This is a genomic window from Mucilaginibacter pineti, from assembly GCF_900101875.1.
In the GTDB taxonomy this organism is placed as follows: Bacteria; Bacteroidota; Bacteroidia; order Sphingobacteriales; family Sphingobacteriaceae; genus Mucilaginibacter; species Mucilaginibacter pineti.
The window spans coordinates 351,102-369,665 of record NZ_FNAI01000003.1 but is presented as its reverse complement, the minus strand read 5'-3'; the positions used below and the strand labels follow the sequence as shown (position 1 = coordinate 369,665).

Annotated in this window: 14 protein-coding genes; 7 read left to right on the top strand and 7 right to left on the bottom strand. The window is 42.9% G+C overall.

Annotation, left to right across the window (positions count from 1 at the left end):
* Positions 1 to 28: 28 nt before the first annotated feature.
* The 3 genes from BLS59_RS09810 to BLS59_RS09800 form a co-directional block, all read right to left on the bottom strand.
* Positions 29 to 586: a DinB family protein gene (locus BLS59_RS09810; RefSeq protein ID WP_091148789.1), complete on the bottom strand. Its 558-nt coding sequence runs from the start codon at positions 584 to 586 to the stop codon at positions 29 to 31.
* 89 nt (positions 587 to 675) lie between these two features.
* Positions 676 to 1,542: a helix-turn-helix domain-containing protein gene (locus tag BLS59_RS09805; protein ID WP_091148444.1), complete on the bottom strand. Its 867-nt coding sequence runs from the start codon at positions 1,540 to 1,542 to the stop codon at positions 676 to 678.
* A gap of 224 nt (positions 1,543 to 1,766) precedes the next feature.
* On the bottom strand, positions 1,767 to 4,232 hold the full coding sequence (locus tag BLS59_RS09800) for a glutaminase family protein (protein ID WP_091148441.1): 2,466 nt from the start codon (positions 4,230 to 4,232) through the stop codon (positions 1,767 to 1,769).
* Positions 4,233 to 4,736: 504 nt separating this feature from the next.
* Here BLS59_RS09800 and BLS59_RS09795 point away from each other — a divergent pair.
* Both BLS59_RS09795 and BLS59_RS09790 read left to right on the top strand, forming a co-directional pair.
* Positions 4,737 to 4,946 carry a hypothetical protein gene (locus BLS59_RS09795; protein ID WP_143014090.1) on the top strand — a complete coding sequence of 70 codons (210 nt, stop codon included), beginning with the start codon at positions 4,737 to 4,739 and terminating at the stop codon, positions 4,944 to 4,946.
* Between the two features lie 389 nt (positions 4,947 to 5,335).
* The gene (locus BLS59_RS09790) at positions 5,336 to 7,291 is read left to right on the top strand and encodes a sigma 54-interacting response regulator (RefSeq protein WP_091148437.1); all 1,956 of its coding nucleotides are present in this window, start codon (positions 5,336 to 5,338) and stop codon (positions 7,289 to 7,291) included.
* On the opposite strand, the gene BLS59_RS09785 is transcribed toward BLS59_RS09790, so the two are convergent.
* Together BLS59_RS09785 and BLS59_RS09780 are read right to left on the bottom strand one after the other, a co-directional pair.
* Positions 7,292 to 7,984, bottom strand: a complete 693-nt coding sequence (locus tag BLS59_RS09785) for a YoaK family protein (RefSeq protein WP_091148409.1) — start codon at positions 7,982 to 7,984, stop codon at positions 7,292 to 7,294. It abuts the gene before it with no gap.
* 10 nt (positions 7,985 to 7,994) lie between these two features.
* Positions 7,995 to 9,368 carry an alginate export family protein gene (locus BLS59_RS09780; protein WP_091148786.1) on the bottom strand — a complete coding sequence of 458 codons (1,374 nt, stop codon included), beginning with the start codon at positions 9,366 to 9,368 and terminating at the stop codon, positions 7,995 to 7,997.
* A gap of 374 nt (positions 9,369 to 9,742) precedes the next feature.
* On the opposite strand from BLS59_RS09780, the gene BLS59_RS09775 reads away from it, so the two are divergent.
* Entirely contained in the window at positions 9,743 to 10,051 is a 309-nt protein-coding gene (locus BLS59_RS09775) for a hypothetical protein (protein ID WP_091148404.1), read from the top strand.
* A gap of 18 nt (positions 10,052 to 10,069) precedes the next feature.
* Here the strand turns inward: BLS59_RS09775 and BLS59_RS09770 are convergent, their stop codons facing one another.
* Both BLS59_RS09770 and BLS59_RS09765 read right to left on the bottom strand, forming a co-directional pair.
* On the bottom strand, positions 10,070 to 12,013 hold the full coding sequence (locus BLS59_RS09770; protein ID WP_091148402.1) for a sigma 54-interacting transcriptional regulator: 1,944 nt from the start codon (positions 12,011 to 12,013) through the stop codon (positions 10,070 to 10,072).
* A 14-nt stretch (positions 12,014 to 12,027) separates the two neighbouring features.
* Positions 12,028 to 13,047, bottom strand: a complete 1,020-nt coding sequence (locus tag BLS59_RS09765) for a sensor histidine kinase (RefSeq protein WP_162842599.1) — start codon at positions 13,045 to 13,047, stop codon at positions 12,028 to 12,030.
* A gap of 689 nt (positions 13,048 to 13,736) precedes the next feature.
* On the opposite strand from BLS59_RS09765, the gene BLS59_RS09760 reads away from it, so the two are divergent.
* From BLS59_RS09760 to BLS59_RS09745, 4 genes are read left to right on the top strand one after another with little or no spacing between them, the layout of a single operon-like run.
* Entirely contained in the window at positions 13,737 to 14,516 is a 780-nt protein-coding gene (locus BLS59_RS09760) for an alpha/beta hydrolase (protein WP_091148398.1), read from the top strand.
* A gap of 18 nt (positions 14,517 to 14,534) precedes the next feature.
* A complete protein-coding gene (locus BLS59_RS09755; protein WP_091148396.1) occupies positions 14,535 to 16,331 on the top strand; it encodes an amidohydrolase in 1,797 nt (598 codons plus the stop codon).
* 37 nt (positions 16,332 to 16,368) lie between these two features.
* Entirely contained in the window at positions 16,369 to 17,370 is a 1,002-nt protein-coding gene (locus BLS59_RS09750; protein WP_143014089.1) for an MBL fold metallo-hydrolase, read from the top strand.
* 30 nt (positions 17,371 to 17,400) lie between these two features.
* Positions 17,401 to 18,333 carry an alpha/beta fold hydrolase gene (locus BLS59_RS09745; RefSeq protein ID WP_091148384.1) on the top strand — a complete coding sequence of 311 codons (933 nt, stop codon included), beginning with the start codon at positions 17,401 to 17,403 and terminating at the stop codon, positions 18,331 to 18,333.
* Positions 18,334 to 18,564: the final 231 nt, after the last annotated feature.

The window sequence follows — 18,564 nt, the reverse complement described above, 5'->3', positions numbered from 1 at the left end:
CCATTTCTATCTCGCATGATATTTCGGATTATCCTTTTAGGTCCATAGAAGTGATTACCTCTTTGGTTTCGGAGCTCACAAATATATTTTTACTGCTATAGATATAATAAGTAATTAGATCGATGGAAGAAAAATCAGCGAACCCGACCTGGCGAAGCATGGTCACCAATTGTCCGCGATGATAGGTCGAATGGTTGACGATATGTGCAAATGTCTGCCAGTATTCCATTTGGGCGACTGTACCATTTGGATAAATAAAACTGACCGGTTGCTGATAGTCTTCCTGAAGATGATTTTCCATGAAGTATTTTAAGCCGGCTGATGCTTTTTTCCAGATGGCTATTAAATCATTCTTAGTGCCTTTAAATTCGGCAGACAAATAAACGGGATCGGGTGCGTTTGTCCAAAAGTCGATCCAGATCTTTTCAGCACTAGCAAGATGTATGGCCGTTTTTTCGATGCTACTAAAACTGCTGGTGACCACCTGTGTCCATTGTTCGTCATTGATCTGGTCTAACCAGCCTATTACCTTTTGATCTGCCCAGTGATTAAACCCAGCCAGCGCTTCAAAATATTGTTTGTTCATTTTTCTTTTGTGATATTTTCCGTCAGCAAAGGTATACTGTATAGCAAGGCCAGCAGCTGGCCTGACGTTCAAAAAGTATCGTTAAACGTTCAATTTAAAAGCTGGAATTGTTTCGGCGTTATCCCGTGCACCCGCTTAAAAGAATGGATAAAACTCGACAGGTTCTCATAGCCCAGTTGGAAATAGATCTCGCTTGCTTTGTATTCGCCCTGTTTTAGCAAATGGGCGGCCTTCTGCATCCGTTTTTCAAGCAGCCATTTGTTAGGTGAGGTACCATAAAGTTTAGCAAAGCGCCTTTTGAAGGTGGAGATGCTCATGTGACAGAGGAAGGCAAGCTCCTCCACCGTTACAGCATTGTCGATGTTTGCCGTGACAGCCGAGCGGATCAATAAGCCGTCGTCGACCTGGTAACTCGAATTCCGCAGCCGGCGGATTTGTTCAGGATAATACTGGCTGAGATAAACCAGTAACTCCTCCAGTTTTACTTGCTGCAATTCTGCGGACAAAGGATGGCCTGAGGACAGCATATACCCAAGTGATTCAATGAAATTGACCAGGAACGCATCCTTTTCGAATACCAGAAAAGGTTCCTCTTCACCTTTTTTTGCCAGAGCCTGGACAGCCTGGGGATGACGCGTAAAAAAATCTGTCAGCAGTTTATCGTCGAAAAAAAACAACAGGCTCTTGTAACGGCCGCTGGGTGCAGCGATCTTTTCGCTCATCAGGCAGTTGCCCGAGGACATCAATAGAAATTGGTTGGGGCTGATCACTACCCTTCTCCCGGCATAATGCACACTTTTCTGGCCCTCCAGCAAAAAACTAAATAAATTCTGCGTTAAATTGACCTTGGCATTGATACTTACCGCCTCCGAATTGTAGCTGATAATCGAAACGCCGCCCGGCACATTTTGTGAACTGGTGAGACAACGTACAGTGGGGAATTCAGATGTTTTCATAAATCTTGACGAATCTATGGCTGGAACCCTGCAAGTTTACAGTTTTACTTTTGATTCTGTAATCGCCGCACCGTTATTGCTTCATTTTGATTACAAATTTCCTTAACCTGGTCAGTTTTGCGGTCAACCCGAAGAAAAGGCCCCCTGCTATTAAACAAACCACATACAGCCCTGCTCTCTCAAAACAGGGACTGTATGGCTCGTATTATTAAATGTTCAGTGATTTACTGTGCTTTCAATTTATCAGCCAGTATTTTCATATAAAAGCCCCCTACTACGCTCCTTGCTTTGAAGTTTTCCCTGATTCCTGTTTTTGAATCGTAAAAATCATTTAGCGGTACGCGTGATGGTGTTTCCAGGGCGTGTATATAAAGCGGCTTGATCAGTGCCTCGAACTGATCTTTTTGAGGAGCGAAAGTCGCTGTCCAGGCTATCCAGTCATTCTTGGTATATGTTTTACGGCTATCCAGCGGGATACCGAATTTATTGCCTTTTGTTAGGTAATATTTGGTTTCGGTATCATAAACTTTTTGAGGAAATAGATGCAGGCTTAATACCTTGTCCCAAACCAGGTTATATTTCTGGCTCCAGGTATCTTTGTTATCAAAAGTGAGCGCATAATGATCGCCGGCATCAGCCATTTTTATCCACTCAGGCACCATGCCTTCGGCTATGGCCCGGTATTTTTTAGCCGTTTCGGTTTCACCTAATGTTTCGGCCATTTGCGCGTAACAAGCTATCGCTACAATGGCTTTCACCGATAAATTGGCGTTGCGGGCCAGGTGGCCGGCAAAATCATCCGTACATAACTGGGTTTTTGGATCCAAGCCTTCTTTGGCAAGGTAATCAACCCAGGTGGTTAGCGTTTGCCAGTGTTTTTTTGCATAGCCGGCATTGCCCTCTACTTTTGCAATAGCGGCACAAAGGATGATCATATTACCGGATTCCTCTATCGGCATCGGCTCACCATAGGTTTGTCCGTTGGCCTTTGGATAAGTACCCAAATCATGCGCTGCCCATGGGTGCGGATATTTGCCCGTTTCACTGAAATGGAAAATACCGTTCAGCATACCCTGCATCAATTCGGGGTTATACAGCAGGTAAAGCGGTGCCGACGGATACGTTACATCCACAGTATTTATAAACCCGCCGCTATTGTTTTCCTTGGATAACCATAAGGTTTCACCTTCAGGACTTTTAACAAGCGCATGCGCCGCAATGCTTTGACGATAAGCCAATACGCACAAGTGTGCATACTCCTTACCTCCCGAGCGTAAGGCATCCGCATAAACTTCCTTATCAAAAGCAATGCATTTTTGTGTAACAGACTGGTATTCATTTAACGCGTCTGTAAGTTCGCCTTCAATGGTAGCTTTACCCGAGTTATTCCACCATGGCCTTAAATTAGTATTGAAATACTGTACAGAAAACCGTTCGTCAAACCCTAACTCAACAAAGCGCTCAATAGCGTTTTTACCAACAGTTCCGAAAGGGACGATCGTGTTTAATGAAAGTGAACGGCCTTTAACCACGGTTGATGAAACAGCTCCCTTCCTGAATGCGTCGGCTGCTTCGCTGCCTTTGGTAATAAATTGAACCGTTCCCGCAGTTTTTGGCGCGGCTACATAAAAATAGCCCCAATCGATACGCATATCGTCGCCGCCTTTTTGAAGAACAGGCTGCTCAATGGTACCGGTTTTTAAAACAGAAAGTTTAGCAGTAGCATATTTTTGCGCGCTAACCTCCTGTGAAGGCTGGTAGACCGCGATATCAGATGATGCGCCGAGGAAAACTTTTACGGCGTGAGTTTTTCCGTCATTTGCATTCACTTTATAAGCAATGTATGAAACCGGACGAGATAACAAACGCAGATCATTCAACAACAGCGGTGAAGTGAAAGTAAGTTGAAGGTTCACTTTTCCGGCGGTGAAATTGTAAATTGTTTGCGTTGCCTTCACCTCGACATTTTTTTGTTCGGCCAGCAAAATTTGGGCAGCATTGTCTTTTAATTTGTCTGCAAGGCCAAAATCTAAAAAGCGCCCACCTGCCGTATTAGCCAGGTGAATGGCGATCACATTTTGCCCCGCTTTAAGTGCATTTTTATTGATAGGGAAATATTGGAAACTGCTTGTCCAGCCTTTCTTCTTTAAAACCTGGGTGCCGTTCAGAAAAACCTCCACGTTATCGTCATGGTTAAGTTTTAATAAAAGCTCATTAATACCGGCGATCGAGCTAAGACTAAACGTCCGCCTTACCCAAATGTCGTCCGATTTCCACAACGTTTTTACGCTCTTCTCATCGTCGCCAATCGGCGCCTGTCCAGACTTCCAGTCGGTAGCGCTGTATTTTAGCGAGGTCCAGTCGCCCGCTGGTTTGTTTTCAGTGTAACTAACGTTATAGGCCGCCTCATCCGAAGCGCTCAGTATAGTTTTATAGTTGGTCTGTTCTTTTCCAAGGAAACGATAAATCTTACCATCCACATTGATCAGCCCCAGTAAAGAGTGCTCTGCCCCTGTCCAGTGTGTTGTGGTAGAGTTGTTCAGTTGATCAGTATTTGACCAGATGCTAAAGTAAGTGTTGTGGGTGATCAGCGGATAAGCAGGTGCTTTTCTTTCCTGTGCTTGCACAGTCCCGGTCAGGCAGGCACAGGCCAGCAAGAACAATGACTTAAGTTGGTTAGATTGGTTCATGGATAATATAATTGATATTTTATTCAAATCGTAAAAGTAGGCAAAAGCGTTGCCGGGATATCCTCATATCGTATCAAAGTTTACGCATATCCTCTCATTTTCGTATAAACATTATCTGTACAATGATCACTTCCGGGCTGTAATCATCTATCCGGCTGTTCAACTCTTTCCGAATGATGTTGCAAATGAAAAGCGTGGTGGCTCTTTCCAATTCGGAAAGATGCAGCGCCTCATTGGACGCATAACCCTGACCATAAGTTCCAAAACATAAATGAGCCAGTTTTCTGCGCCTGTAAATAGAAAGCGCCTATAATTGTCGGGATCGTACCTAATCTTATTACTTTCAAAATCATAAATATGTTTGATCGCAACATTAGCAAATGATCGTCGACAACCAAGAAGTTCCCACTATACCCGCAGCTATCCTATATCGGGATAGAACAAATACCGGAACTATTAGCAGCTGCACAAAAACGATACGGCTTCCTGCCAGACACTCGGTTTATGTTGGCTGATTTTATGGCCGGTGAACTACCCCTATCGGATTACGTGATGGTCAGCGGCTCGCTGAACTACCAGCAGAACGATCCCGACTTTATTTATAAGGCCATCAGCAAACTATTTGAAAGCTGCACTAAAGGATTCGCTTTTAACCTGCTCCGTCCATTATCCCCAACGGCCTGCTGGCCGCCTATGACCCGGAAATCATATTAGCTTATTGCCGGACGCTCGGCCCAAACGTCCGGCTTCGTACCGATTACAGCCCGGAAGATTTTACCATTTATATGCACCGATAACATCACCGCCCCCATTATAACCACCTGCCATTTACTTTTTAGTGCAAACTCTTTTAATTATTATCTCACAAATGATTAATTTGCGGTATGGCCGTAACTGAATTTTCTGGGTGAAGGACAGAACCAGATGCTTATCATTAATATCAAAAAAGGCATATCTTGGTGAATATTTAACCAGCATATCCTACGTGCAACTGAACCGGTAAAGTTCAAACCAAGATCGCACTTACTTAATTATATCAGTTTCAAATCCAAATACGTAACAGTATTACAAGTTAAGCCTTACTTATATTAAATTAGCGGGTAATGAGTAAAAAAAGTATACTGATAGTTGAAGACGAATTTATTATAGCAGACGTTTTAGGAGAAATATTGCAGCGCGGCGGATATGAGGTATGCGGAATTGCCGATAACTTTTCGGAGGCGATCGAACTTATTGAAAAACATCAGCCCGGATTTGTTGTGGTTGATATTTACCTGAAAGGAAAAAAAACAGGTATAGACCTGGCTAATATACTATCAGAAAAAAACATCCCGTTTATATATATATCCGCGAATTCCAATCAAAGGGTATTAGAGGCTGCAAAAAAAACTAACCCTTACGGTTTCGTAGTAAAGCCCTTTCGTGAAAAGGATGTACTGATAGCACTGGATATTGCTTTATATCGCTATGAAAACAACCGGGAGAACGGTTTGCACCAAAATGCCATACTTCAAAAAAAGATAGCAAACATTCTTGAAATGGTTTTAGACTGGGAACATAAGCTGATGTTGGTCGGTCAGGCTTTACAACCTTATATTCCGTTTGAATACATGAGTGTCGGCTTAAGTATCGCAAATCCTGATAAATTCAATGAAATTGGCTTTTTAAGATTAGGTTTTGAAGAATACCAGATCATCGGTGCTAAAGAACTAACCATGATCTCCAAGTTAAAGTTAGCGGAGCTAGCTGCTTTAAAAGCAAAACAAACGATCGCAAATATAGCTACATGGTATGATGAAACAGAACTGAACCTACTTTTCAAAGACGCCCCTTTAAAAGCGCTGATTGGCAGGATGTATGATTTACGGTCCCATCTCATAATTCCTGTCAGCATCAATGGTGATATTACTTTTGAATGTAATTTTTATAGCAGACGACCGGACGCGTACAATGCGGATCATCTTATCCTGGCAGATCGTTTTAAGCCGTTACTCCAGAGTTTCATTAAACGGATGATGGTTGATGAAAATAATCCGCTGGATACAAGTTTGATAGATAATTTAGCTATTAAACAAAATATTCCTGCACCTGCGCCAAGTTTTTTTGAGGGGATTATTGGCAGCAGCCATTTATTGCTCAATGTATTTGATCAGATCATACAGGTGGCACCACATAACTCTTCGGTATTGATCCTTGGCGAGAGCGGCACCGGCAAAGAAAAGATAGCTGATCGCATTCATCACCTTTCACCCAGAAAGCTTAAACCGTTTATTAAGGTGAATTGCGCCGCCCTCCCCTCCACGCTTATCGACTCAGAATTATTCGGCCATGAAAAGGGATCTTTTACCGGTGCTTATGAACGAAAAATCGGAAAGTTCGAATTGGCGAACACGGGCACTATTTTTTTGGATGAGATTGGAGAGATTCCCCTCGAACTCCAGGTTAAGCTGCTGAGGGTTTTGCAGGAAAGAGAGATTGAACGTATAGGAGGCAGGACAACCATAAAAACTGATGTAAGGGTAATTGCCGCCACCAACCGTAATTTAGAAAAGGAGGTGGCCGAGGGTCGTTTCCGGCTGGATCTTTACTACCGATTGAATGTCATATTGATCACCATGCCGCCACTACGCGAACGAAAGGAAGATATACCGGCACTGGCCACTTATTTTTTAAACATCTACAATCGAAAGGTTGGGAGGACGATCAGGGGAATATCCGATGTTGTTCTGGAAAACATGAAACAGTACAACTGGCCGGGAAATATCAGAGAGCTTGAAAATTTGATTGAAAGAGGCGTACTGCTAAGCAAAGAGGATGTATTAAATCATATAGATATCGCGCTGCCGGATATTCCTGTAATAGATCAGCCCGCAATTATTGAAAATAAAGAGATCCGAACCATGAGTGAGAACGAACGGGCGCATATTATTGCTGCGTTAAAAAGATGCAATGGAAAGATCTGGGGCGAAGGCGGGGCTGCCGATCTGCTTAACCTCCCTCCCACTACGTTGAATTCAAAAATGAAAAAGTTAGGGATCAAAAAAGATTATATATTTTAACTAAATTTCATCGGAACGGGTACGGCTAACTATCAAATTGTTTTTTACGAGCCAAAGTATCAAAAGTAAACCCGGTATAACTATTGATATCATACCAAATCTGCCGGCCAGTAAAGCACCACTTAGGCACCCGAAAAAGAATCCCGAAATAAGGATAAGTTGTTTTTTTAAACTGACCAGTGCATCTGGATCTATTGGTCGTCCGCCTATTACTTTCGTGAGATCGAGCGCAGCCTGCGTTACATTTCCCGTCATTACCGTGGTTAGGCCATAGGTTGCTTTATTAAATAATTTGCCAAAGGTATTTTGGAAACCCATAGCAACGACAATCACCATTGCTATGACTTGCAGCTGCCATTGACCAGTGAACGCGCTGTTTCTTATAAGAAGCGATGCCAGGCCGCTTATTATAAGCAAGCCGCTTTCCAATAACAATAACGTGAATTTGTGGCCCGACTTGCGACCAATCACTCCGCCAATCATCACTGAAATGATGAATACCGGGAAAGTGATCAACTTTTGCCAGCCATGGCCATCGGCGTGTTTGATAACGTCATAGGCAAATACAATAAAGTTGCCGGTTACATGGGCCGAGAATAATTCACCAGCCGCTACAAACGTTACGGTGTCGCAGAAGCCGGCCACGAAAGAAAGCAGTAAAGTAATGGTTGCCATTGATTTTTCTTGTTCCATGGTATTCTTGTTAAAACTTTAAGGTAATGGTACTGCCCAGCATCACGATATCTTTACCCGGCCCGGTTTCTTTTAAATATTCCCCGGCGCTGAACCATGTCAATTCTTCCCTGAAATATAGAAATTTATTAGGTGTATATTCCAGCGAGGTGCCTAACTGGCGGCCAACCTTTTTTGAATTGATGTTTTTACCAGAATAAAGTAGTCTGCCGTTTACCGCGTATAAGCCATCATTTCTGCTCATGCGCCAAAAAAGATCATAATCCTGGGCAAATACCAATTTTTTAGATAGCGACAGTTGGTAATACGGGTGTGCGTCAAACAAGTTGGCTGGGCCAATAAGCGCCGCCAACCCAAAGTATGACCCTCTCGGGAATAGCGGATTAAAGGTGTTTAATCGCCCGTCATTATATTTCTTGTCGCCACTGATGGCTTCTGTTTTTAAACCCAACTGAGGTTTTAAACGCGTTGTGTGAAAAGTATAAGAAACATTGGAAGAAGCTGTCCAGGCAGAAATGTCACTCGTAGCTAATTTCCCGAACTGGTAAACACCTTCCAGGTCATACTGCCATGTTGGCGAGTTCATCCAGATCCTTGTTCCGATGGAATGTCGCATCTCACTGGCGGCTCCGTCATCAAACATTGCCGACTTTTTCCAGATCCCTAAATAATAAAGATCGGCGTTTTGCAGCAACGGCACTTTGTTTATTGTTGTGTAAACGCCCCAGAATTGGGTGTTATGATTAAAAGCATCGTCAAAAATACCTGGCCGGGCCTGCACATAATGAGAATAAAACATATCAAGCTTTACGTTAGTAGCATTATACATAACCTTGGCCGCATCAAATGACTGCCTGTTATTCGGCGCTTCCCGCACAGCTACCAGGCGTTGTGAGCCATACGAAAGTTCCTGGCGCCCCAATCGCAGGGTGAGGTTTTGATTGTTACTGATTGGTGCCGACAGATCAATAAATGCCTGATGCAGATCAAGGGGGTTATTATCAACCGGCGACGGAGTTTCCATTTGCCCGTTGGCCAGGCTGCTTTGCAATTCTATATAGGTACGAAACTGTTTACCGGCATGAAAATCTACATGACCTATGTAACGGGTTAATACAAAACCGTCCTTGTCGTTGGCTGCCTCACCCCAATCTTCATTTTTAAAATGGAAATACTGGTAACGTACCTCGCCACCAAAGCTGAAATATGTTTTCTTATTTGCACTTACCGGATTAAATTTCATCAGGTGATACCAGCTGTTGGATGTATCCTTAGCTAAATAGGTGTAATTCTCATCATACCTGAGTAGTTTAAAAGGAACTTCCTGCCCAAAAACAGCACCGGAGCTTAATAAAATTATGAACGCGAAAAGGTAATTTTTCATGACGATTGATTTGTAACCGGTATTACCAGTTGATTTAATAACCATTTTGGAATGGGGTAGTCAAAGTGGCTACCATATTATTAAATAATTGATTATCAATAAATTGAAAATACACCCCATCATAAACTTACTTCATATCGTTATTCGGCAGTTTAGTGACGAAATAAAGCTGCATACCCATTGAAGGTTAGGTTAGCAATTTGATTTATAGCCATTTATGAATCAACGCCATTTCGTTATCACTTTCGTAATTCAACTAAATAACGCATTTTTAAAAATCAGTATATTTTATTAAATATCTAATTATCAGATAATTAACACCGGGGTCTAATTCTTGGAATGGCATAAATGAATTATCATCATAACCGGAGATCATGGAAACGCAAAAAAAACATTGTAAAACATTAAACTGCACGTTAACCAAAAGGGTTATCGAACTGCATGGCAGAGGCTATACCGAAGATTTTCGGGATACACCAGACAAAAGGTTTATCTGCATACAAAGCAGTGAACAGTTTAAAACCAGCGAGTTGATCATTTGCCTGGTAGACCTCGGGTTTGATAAGCTGAGCAACAGCTTTAAATACATTCACACCATAGAAACGGCAGATGGCAGCAAAGGCCTTATGATTACTAATGCCATCTATTCCGTTAATTCGCCGCTAAGTAATCAATTCTGTTAAACACCAATTAAGTATTTATTATCCCGAAACATGTTTCCTGGTGATGCCCAGGCGTTTCATTTTGGAGTTTAGCGTTGTTGATGGCACATCTAACAGTTCAGCAGCACCGCCCGGCCCCGAGATACGGCCATTACATTTTCTTAATATCCTCAATATATATTCCCGTTCATTATCGTCGATCGATTGAACCTTCTGACCTGTAGCAACGGGCCCCTCCTCATTTTTTACTGCCGGCAAACTTATTCTTTCAATAACATTGCCCCTGGTCAGCAAAACGTTACGCTCTATCAGGTGCTCCAATTCACGTACATTACCGGGCCAGGCGTACGAATCGAGATCTTTTAACGCCTGGTTTGACAATATCATTCCCGCCTTGCCTACCCTCTCTGAATATTTTGCCACAAAATGTGCTGCTAACTGTGGTATATCTTCTTTCCGTTCGCGCAACGACGGCAACAGGATGGGGAAAATATTTAAACGATAATAAAGATCGAGCCTGAACTTACCGGCGGCAACTTCTTTTTCCAGGTTACAGTTGGTTGCGGCGATCACCCTTACATCTACCGTTATTGTTTCTCGCCCGCCCAATCGCTCAATCTCTTTCTCTTGTAGCACCCGTAATAACTTGGATTGTGATTCCAGCGGAAGCTCGCCTATTTCGTCCAAAAAAATAGTACCGCCCGATGCTTGTTCAAACTTACCTATCCGGCGGTCAACAGCCCCCGTAAAAGCGCCTTTCTCATGTCCAAAAAGTTCTGATTCTATCAGGTGGGTGGGCAGCGCCGCACAGTTTACCACGGTCATTGTTTTTTTACTCCGTGCGGAAAGCGCGTGGATAGACTTGGCAAATCTTTCTTTACCGGTGCCGCTTTCGCCCAAAATCAAAACCGATGTATCTAAAGGCGCAACAATACTAAGGTGATCAAGCGCGGTTAGCAGCAAGTGACTATTGCCTATGATTCCGTTAAAGCCTTTTGCAGGCTGTTGTTTTATATCGCGGTTTGGCCTGCTTTCTTCTTCAACACTTTGGCTTGATCGTTTACTGTCGCTTGAAATACCGTCTATAGCTATTGACAGTGTTTTCTGAAGCTTCCCAATCAGTTTTAAATGCCGGTTGCTGTAGATATCACCCTTACGGCTGTAAAACGAAAACGTAAAACCCGGGTTACCGGTTACAGGTATATACATTACCAGGTTAGATCTCATCTGAAACGTACGGGCAACAAAACGTTTTGCCGGGTTGTGGTTGCACATCTCCGTAAAATCATCGTCATTGTAAAAATTTGACACCAGGTCATCTTCCGATGATTCCTGCAGTTTCAGTAACTCGGCTCGCTTTAAATTTGAAATAGTAATTAATTCATCAAAACCGATTACCTGGTAGTCATTAAAACCTGTACGTAAAAAACTCACACCATCGTAAGGCGAATCGCCCAGGTTTTTCATCCCCACAGCAAGGTAATCAAACGGAATATATGGCTGAAGGGTTTTGGCAGCTTTCAGGAACTTTTCTTTCCAATCTCCTTTTTCGGCCAGTATATCAGCGAGGGAGTTTTGAAGTAGTTGTTCATTATTTCGCCTTGCCAGCATGTTTTGCTCATGCAGATATTGTGCTATTTCCAGGCTTACCAACACATCTTTTTCGCGGAATGGTTTTACCATGAATCCGTAGGGCTGCGTAGCCTTGGCCTCTTCAAGGATCTTTTGGTTGGAGTTGGCAGACAGATAAACAAATGCGATGGACTCATCCGTCAGTTGCTTCGCGAGATCAATTCCTGTTAGCTTGCCCTTCAAATGAATATCCAGCAATACCAGCCGCGGCTTTTGTCTGCCGATAATCTCGCGTGCCTCCTCTACCGAATCGGCAATGTCACAAACATCATAACCTGCATTTTCAAGAATTATTGATAAATCATTGGCTACAATAAATTCATCTTCTACTATGAGTATTTTTTTGTTCATGATCTTATATTTTTTTACACTGCCTTTAACAGTTTATAATCTGCAAATTTTAAAGTGATGGTTATACCCTCGTTGTTTTCTACGGTCAGTTTTCCGTTAAGCTGTTTGCTTAAGCCCTTCATGAGGTTCATGCCCAATGTTTTACTCCCGGTTATGTCTGCAACTGCCACATCCTTAATTCCGTTATCGTGAATTTTTAATTCGTACATCCCCGTGGTTAGGAGTTGTAAACTAATAGAGATAGTTCCATGGGCGTTTTGCGGAAAAGCATATTTAATGGCGTTGGTAATCGCTTCATTCAAAATAAGGCCAATCGGCACAGATGTAGTTACGTCCAGTTCAATAGCCGCAACATCTGTTTCAAAAGTAATCCTCGACGTACTATCAAAACTATCGCTTAAATAGCCTATCAAATCGTTAACGTAGGCCTGCAGGTTCACCAGCGCCAGGTTTTCGGATTGGTAAAGCTTTTGATGTACCAATGATATCGACTGCATCCTCTGTTGACTTTCCTTTACAGCATTATAGGCAGCATCGTTATCCAGATAGGCTAATTGGGTATTGAGCAGGCTAATCATAATCTGCAGATTATTTTTAACCCGGTGGTGGATCTCCTTCATGAGCCATTCTTTTTCTATTAACAGGCCATCTTTTTCTTTAATTAAGGTTAGTAATGATCTGTTTTTAGTATTGATCACTGCTTGTTGCAGCTTCAATTGTTGACGGAAACGTTGTTTTGAACGATAAATATGGTAACCAAGACCAAATAGTATTACAAATAATACCGCGCCGACAATAATTACCTGCCGGGTTACTTTCTGTAATTTCAGGTTGATCTCCTGCATTTGTTTTTCGAGCGTGGAGACTTTACTTTTTTTCAATTTAGGTTCCTGGTCTTTTTTTTCAGTCTGGTATTTGATTTCCGGTTTCAACAAAGTCAGATCGACTGTTTGCGCATACCCATTATGGCAAATAACCAGGATGAAACAAAAAATTATAGCGGCAAATACACGTGAATAGTTTATAGCTTTCATTAACACCATTACTCCTTGCAGATAACAACACGTTACCTATTTTGAGCTATTGTGGCATCAGAACACAAAACACACACCATCTAAGCAAACAACTGATTGTCAAATAATTAAAAGCAAACAAGAAATCAACCTAACTTTATATCATAAAAAATGACGGTATATCGTCAACAACTGTCAGCGGATAATGACCGCCCTTTTGCCTATCAGATCAAATTTTTAAATCATTTTTATTTTATGTTTCAACCTTAATAATTTCCCGGAAATTATTTGATGCATACCTATCTGCATAAAGCAAGCCAACCGGGTAGTGTTATTAAAAAAAGAGAACTACAAAAACATATATATATCATTTACAGTGTCTTACATAAAAACTCTCATCTTTTTATTGCCTTAACCTTGCTCGCGGTAATCGGCAAACATCTAAATTCCGTTGCCATAACACCCACCGCAACGATATATCGTTGCTAATATTTAACTGATATTCCATCGCTTTACCAGCGGTTCGCTTTCAATTACCTCCCATTAATAGCGTTCACCATATCTCGCTGCATTTCGTCGCCAGTTAACGACATATAGTAAAGCACGAGTCCTCATTGAATTACAATAAACTAATAATCAACAACTTAAGTTATCGGCATATGCGTTGTAATTGAGCTACCAAATCAATAGATAACGAATAGGAACATATCATGAAAACGAAATCCAAAACCATTGTTTTTATCACTGGGGCTTTTGTAAGTGCAGATTGCTGGGACCAGTGGAAGATCTTTTTTGAGGACCAGGGTTATAAAACCATCGTTCCCTCATGGCCACATAAAAACGAGCCGGCTTGTACCCTGAGACAAAGACACCCGGATGCCGCCATCGCCAGCCAGCGACTTGCCGGTTTAACTGATTATTACGACGAAATAGTTAGGCAATTGCCTGAAAAACCAATTCTGATAGGCCATTCCATGGGCGGGCTCATCACACAGCTTTTGCTGCAGCGCGGCATTGCCGAGGCTGGCATAGCTATCCATTCCCTGCAACCTAAAGGAGTGATGACCTTTAAATTTTCCTTTTACAAAGCCGGTTGGGGGCCATTGGGCTTTTTTACCAATACAAAAAAATCATACCTGATGTCGTTCACAGAATGGCAATATGCCTTTACTAATGGCATGGGCTATGAGGAACAAAAAAAGGCCTATTACGACCTACTTACTCCCGAATCTAAACTGGTAGTGAGGGATGCTATTACTAATGCCGCGAAGATTGATTTTAGTCGCCCTCACGCGCCGCTGCTATTTCTTGCAGGCGGTAAAGATAATTTCATTCCCGCCAGCCTTAACCTTTCCAACTTCAACCATTACCAGGATGAAGCCTCGGTTACGGCATTTAAACAATTTGAAGATGCTAACCACTTTGTATTGGGCCAGCCCGGCTGGGAAGAAAAAGCCGGATACATTTTAAACTGGCTAAAAACCCTATAACCACCTTAATACATAATCATGAAAAATCAATTCAACTTAACCAAAAGCACGTGGCAACTGGTTGTTATACTGCTACTAACTTTAACCGCCGGTTTAGTAAAAGCACAGCAAAAAGCCGACCTTATCATTTACAACGCCAAGGTGGCAACAATGAGCCGTGCCGGCGAATTTAAACAAGCCATAGCGGTAAAAAACGGAATCATCCTGGCCGCAGGTACCACGGCTCAATTAATGGCCGGGTATAAGTCGCCTGCTACAAAACTGGTTAATGCCTACGGAAAAACAGTTATCCCTGGCTTAAATGATAGCCACATGCATGCCATTCGTGAAGGATTGAACTTCAACATGGAGTTGCGCTGGGACGGCGTTAAAACCCTGAAACGTGCCATGGAAATGCTGAAAGAGCAAGCAGCAAGAACGCCGCCGGGTGGCTGGGTTAAAGTGGTAGGCGGCTGGAATGAATTTCAGTTTGAAGAAAAAAGACAGCCAACCATTGATGAGATCAACGCGGCAGTGCCGGATAAGCCTGTATTTATCACCTACCTGTATGGTAAAGCATTTTTGAACAAAAAGGGCATTGAGGTACTTGGTTATGATAAAAACACCAGCTATCCGGGCAGCGTAGTGGAACTGGATAAAGACGGCAACCCTACCGGGCTTTTATATGCCAAAGAAACGCCTATGGCTATCTACCGCACCCTTGCCCTTACCGGTACGTTAACGCCTGAAGAAAGGATCAACAGCTCGGAACATTTTTACCGCGAGATCAACAGCTTTGGTATAACCAGCGTGGTTGATGCCGCCGGCGGCTCCCAAAATTATGATGCCGATTACCAGGCTTCGCTCACACTGGCCAAAACCGGCAAGCTAACGGTAAGAACAGCTTACTATTTATTTGCACAGCAAAAAGGAAAGGAACTTACCGACTATGAAAAATGGATCACCAAAACCTATCCCAATAAAAACGACCACCTGTTAATGGCCAATGGCTATAACATGGAAGGCGCCGGCGAAAATATTGTAGCATCGGCTGCAGATTTTGAAAACTTCCTGGAGCCACGGATAGTGCTGTCGCCCGATATGGAAACAGACCTGGAACCCGTTATTCGTTTATTGGTTAAAAATCGCTGGCCATTTCGTTTACACGCCACCTACGGCGAATCAATCGACCGGATGCTGAACGTGTTTGAAAAGGTAAATAAAGACACACCATTTAACGGACTTCGCTGGTTTTTTGACCATGCCGAAACCATTACCGACCCCGAATTAGTCCGTGTTAAAGCACTTGGTGGTGGTATAGCTGTGCAATTTCGCATGTATTTCCAGGGAGAGCTTTATACCAAAATGTATGGCCAGCCCAAAACGCAATTACCTCCAATCAAAAAAATGCTGGCAATGGGCATTCCCGTTGGGATGGGGACTGATGCACCGCGTATCTCCACCTATAACCCCTGGATGGCGCTGCACTGGCTGCTTACCGGCAAAACCATCGGCGGGATGCAATTTTGGCCCCAAGATCAGGTATTGGATAAATTTACTGCCTTGAAACTCTACACCTCAGGCAGCGCCTGGTTCTCGGGTGAGCAAAAATTGAAAGGCAAGCTGGTGAAAGGCATGTATGCCGATATGGTGATCCTGTCTGACGATTACTTTACCGCAAGCCCCGAAAAAGTTAAACACATAACCGCTTTAATGACGCTGGTGAACGGCAAGGTGGTTTATGCCGCAGGTAAGTATACAGGTCAAAACCCGGCAATTCCTGAAGTGATCCCGGTATGGTCGCCGGTGAAATATTATGGTGGTTATCAAAAATAAAATCAGCAACTCAACATAAATTCTTAAACCAATAAAAATGAAAAACTCAATTTTAAAACTATCGGGGCTTTGCCTGCTGCTGTGTCTTAGTCACAGCGCCTTTGCGCAAATGCCACCCGTTGTGCCCATTTGGGATGCCAACAAAGTAACCCTGGGGCTTCAAAAGATCAGCAATGACATTTATGCCATAATCCCCACTACCGCCCAAACAGAAACTACAAAAGGTATCCCACAGGCTACTACAGGTGGGTTTATTGTAGGCGATAAAGGTGTATTGCTGATTGAAGTAATGCTCACCAAACGCCTGTACGACCAGGAAGTAAAACTGATCCGTTCGGTTACGGATAAGCCCATCATCCTTGCCGTTAACACCAGCGATCACGGCGACCATTGTTTTGGCAACTACCTGCTGCCGGCAACTACGCTCATCATCCAAAATGAATATGCCAAGGAAAACCTTTCTAAAAACTACGAAGGTATAAAGACTTTCATGGTAGGTTTATTTGGCACCGGGAGGGGGATTGAAAATACCGTTTTCCGCCCTGCTGATATCGTGATCCCTAAAAACAGTAACCTCAAACTGGATTTAGGCGGCGGCAAAATTATCGAGTTCCTGAACGTAGGCACCGCCCAATCGCCTGCTGACCTGTTTGTATGGATGCCGAACCAAAAAATTTTCTGGGCGGGCAACCCCTTTATTGCCGAAAGTCCTGCCATTCCATGGCTGTTTGATGGTTTCTTTTTAGAGCCTGCGGCCAATCTTAAGAAAGTATATGATTTTCTGCCCAATGAGGCAATCGTTATCCCCGGTCATGGCCGCATTACCAACAAAGCAGGCATTAAATATACTATCGACTATGTGCAGGAACTTAAAACAGAGGTAGAAGCCGCAGTTGATAAAGGCCTAACACTTGAACAAACCAAAGAGGCGGTTAAAATGAAGGAATATGATAAAGGCTATGTACTATTCAACTGGCTGCATTACAATTTCAACCTGCCCAATGCCTATAAAGACATTAGCAATAACAAGAAAAAATAATTTTTAACACACATCAAAAACAATTAAATCATGAAAACAATAACAACAAAAATGAAACACCTTACAATGGTGTTATTACTAACTGCCCTGGTTGGCAATGTATGGGCGGTGGTTAAACCTGCTACCCCACCCTCAAATTTTAAAAGCCTGTATGCTACCGTTAATGGGGTTAAAATACACTACGTAATCGGCGGTAAAGGTGAACCTTTATTACTGGTGCATGGCTTTGGTCAAAACTGGTATATGTGGAACAGGCTGCTGCCCGAGCTGTCTAAACACTTTACGGTAATAGCACCTGATATGCGCGGCGTGGGCGAATCTGATAAACCTGCCGCCGGTTACGACAAAAAGAATATGGCGGTAGATATGCACGAGCTGATGAAAAAATTAGGCTATCAGCATATTAACCTAGCCGGGCATGATATCGGGCTGATGGTGGCTTACGCTTATGCGGCACAATTCCCTGCCGATGTAAAAAAACTGGCACTGATGGACGCCTTGCTACCTGGAATTGAACCCGTATGGAGCCAGGTAAAATCACAAGCCTGGTGGTTTGGCTTTTTTGCGCAACCGCATGCCGGCGAATTGGTTTCAGGTAAAGTTGGGCTATTCTTTACAGATTTTTGGCCGGTGGTAGGTTTCCAAAAGAACGCTTTTACAAAGGCTGAACGCGATGAATTTATCCGCGCTTATTCGGTGCCAGGTGCTACCACAGGAGCTTTCCATTGGTTTGGTTATTTTAACCAGGACGCTAAGGACAACGTAGAATTCGCTAAGAAAAAATTACCGATGCCGGTACTGGCCATGGGATCTGACCATTTTGCGGGTGCGTTCCTGGCAGCGCATACCAAACTTGTTGCCACTAATGTACAGGAATCCATCATTAAAGATTCGGGCCATTGGGTGGTACAGGAAAACACGCTACAGGTACAAAAAGACCTGTTGAATTTCTTTTTGAAATAATTTGGACATACGCGTTATAACCCTGATTGATTTAGTTAAGCAGGCAACTTTGGTACAACGCCATAAGGTTGTTTATAATTCCGGCGCAACGATATTTCGTTGCGCCGGAATTATTGTTCGTCGGGTATTGGCTCCGAACAAAAAAATATAACCCCTTGCTACTATAGGAAGCGGGAAAAACATTCACAACCGCAATTTCTTCCGGGCAAACAGCCAATGCGGTTTAAAATT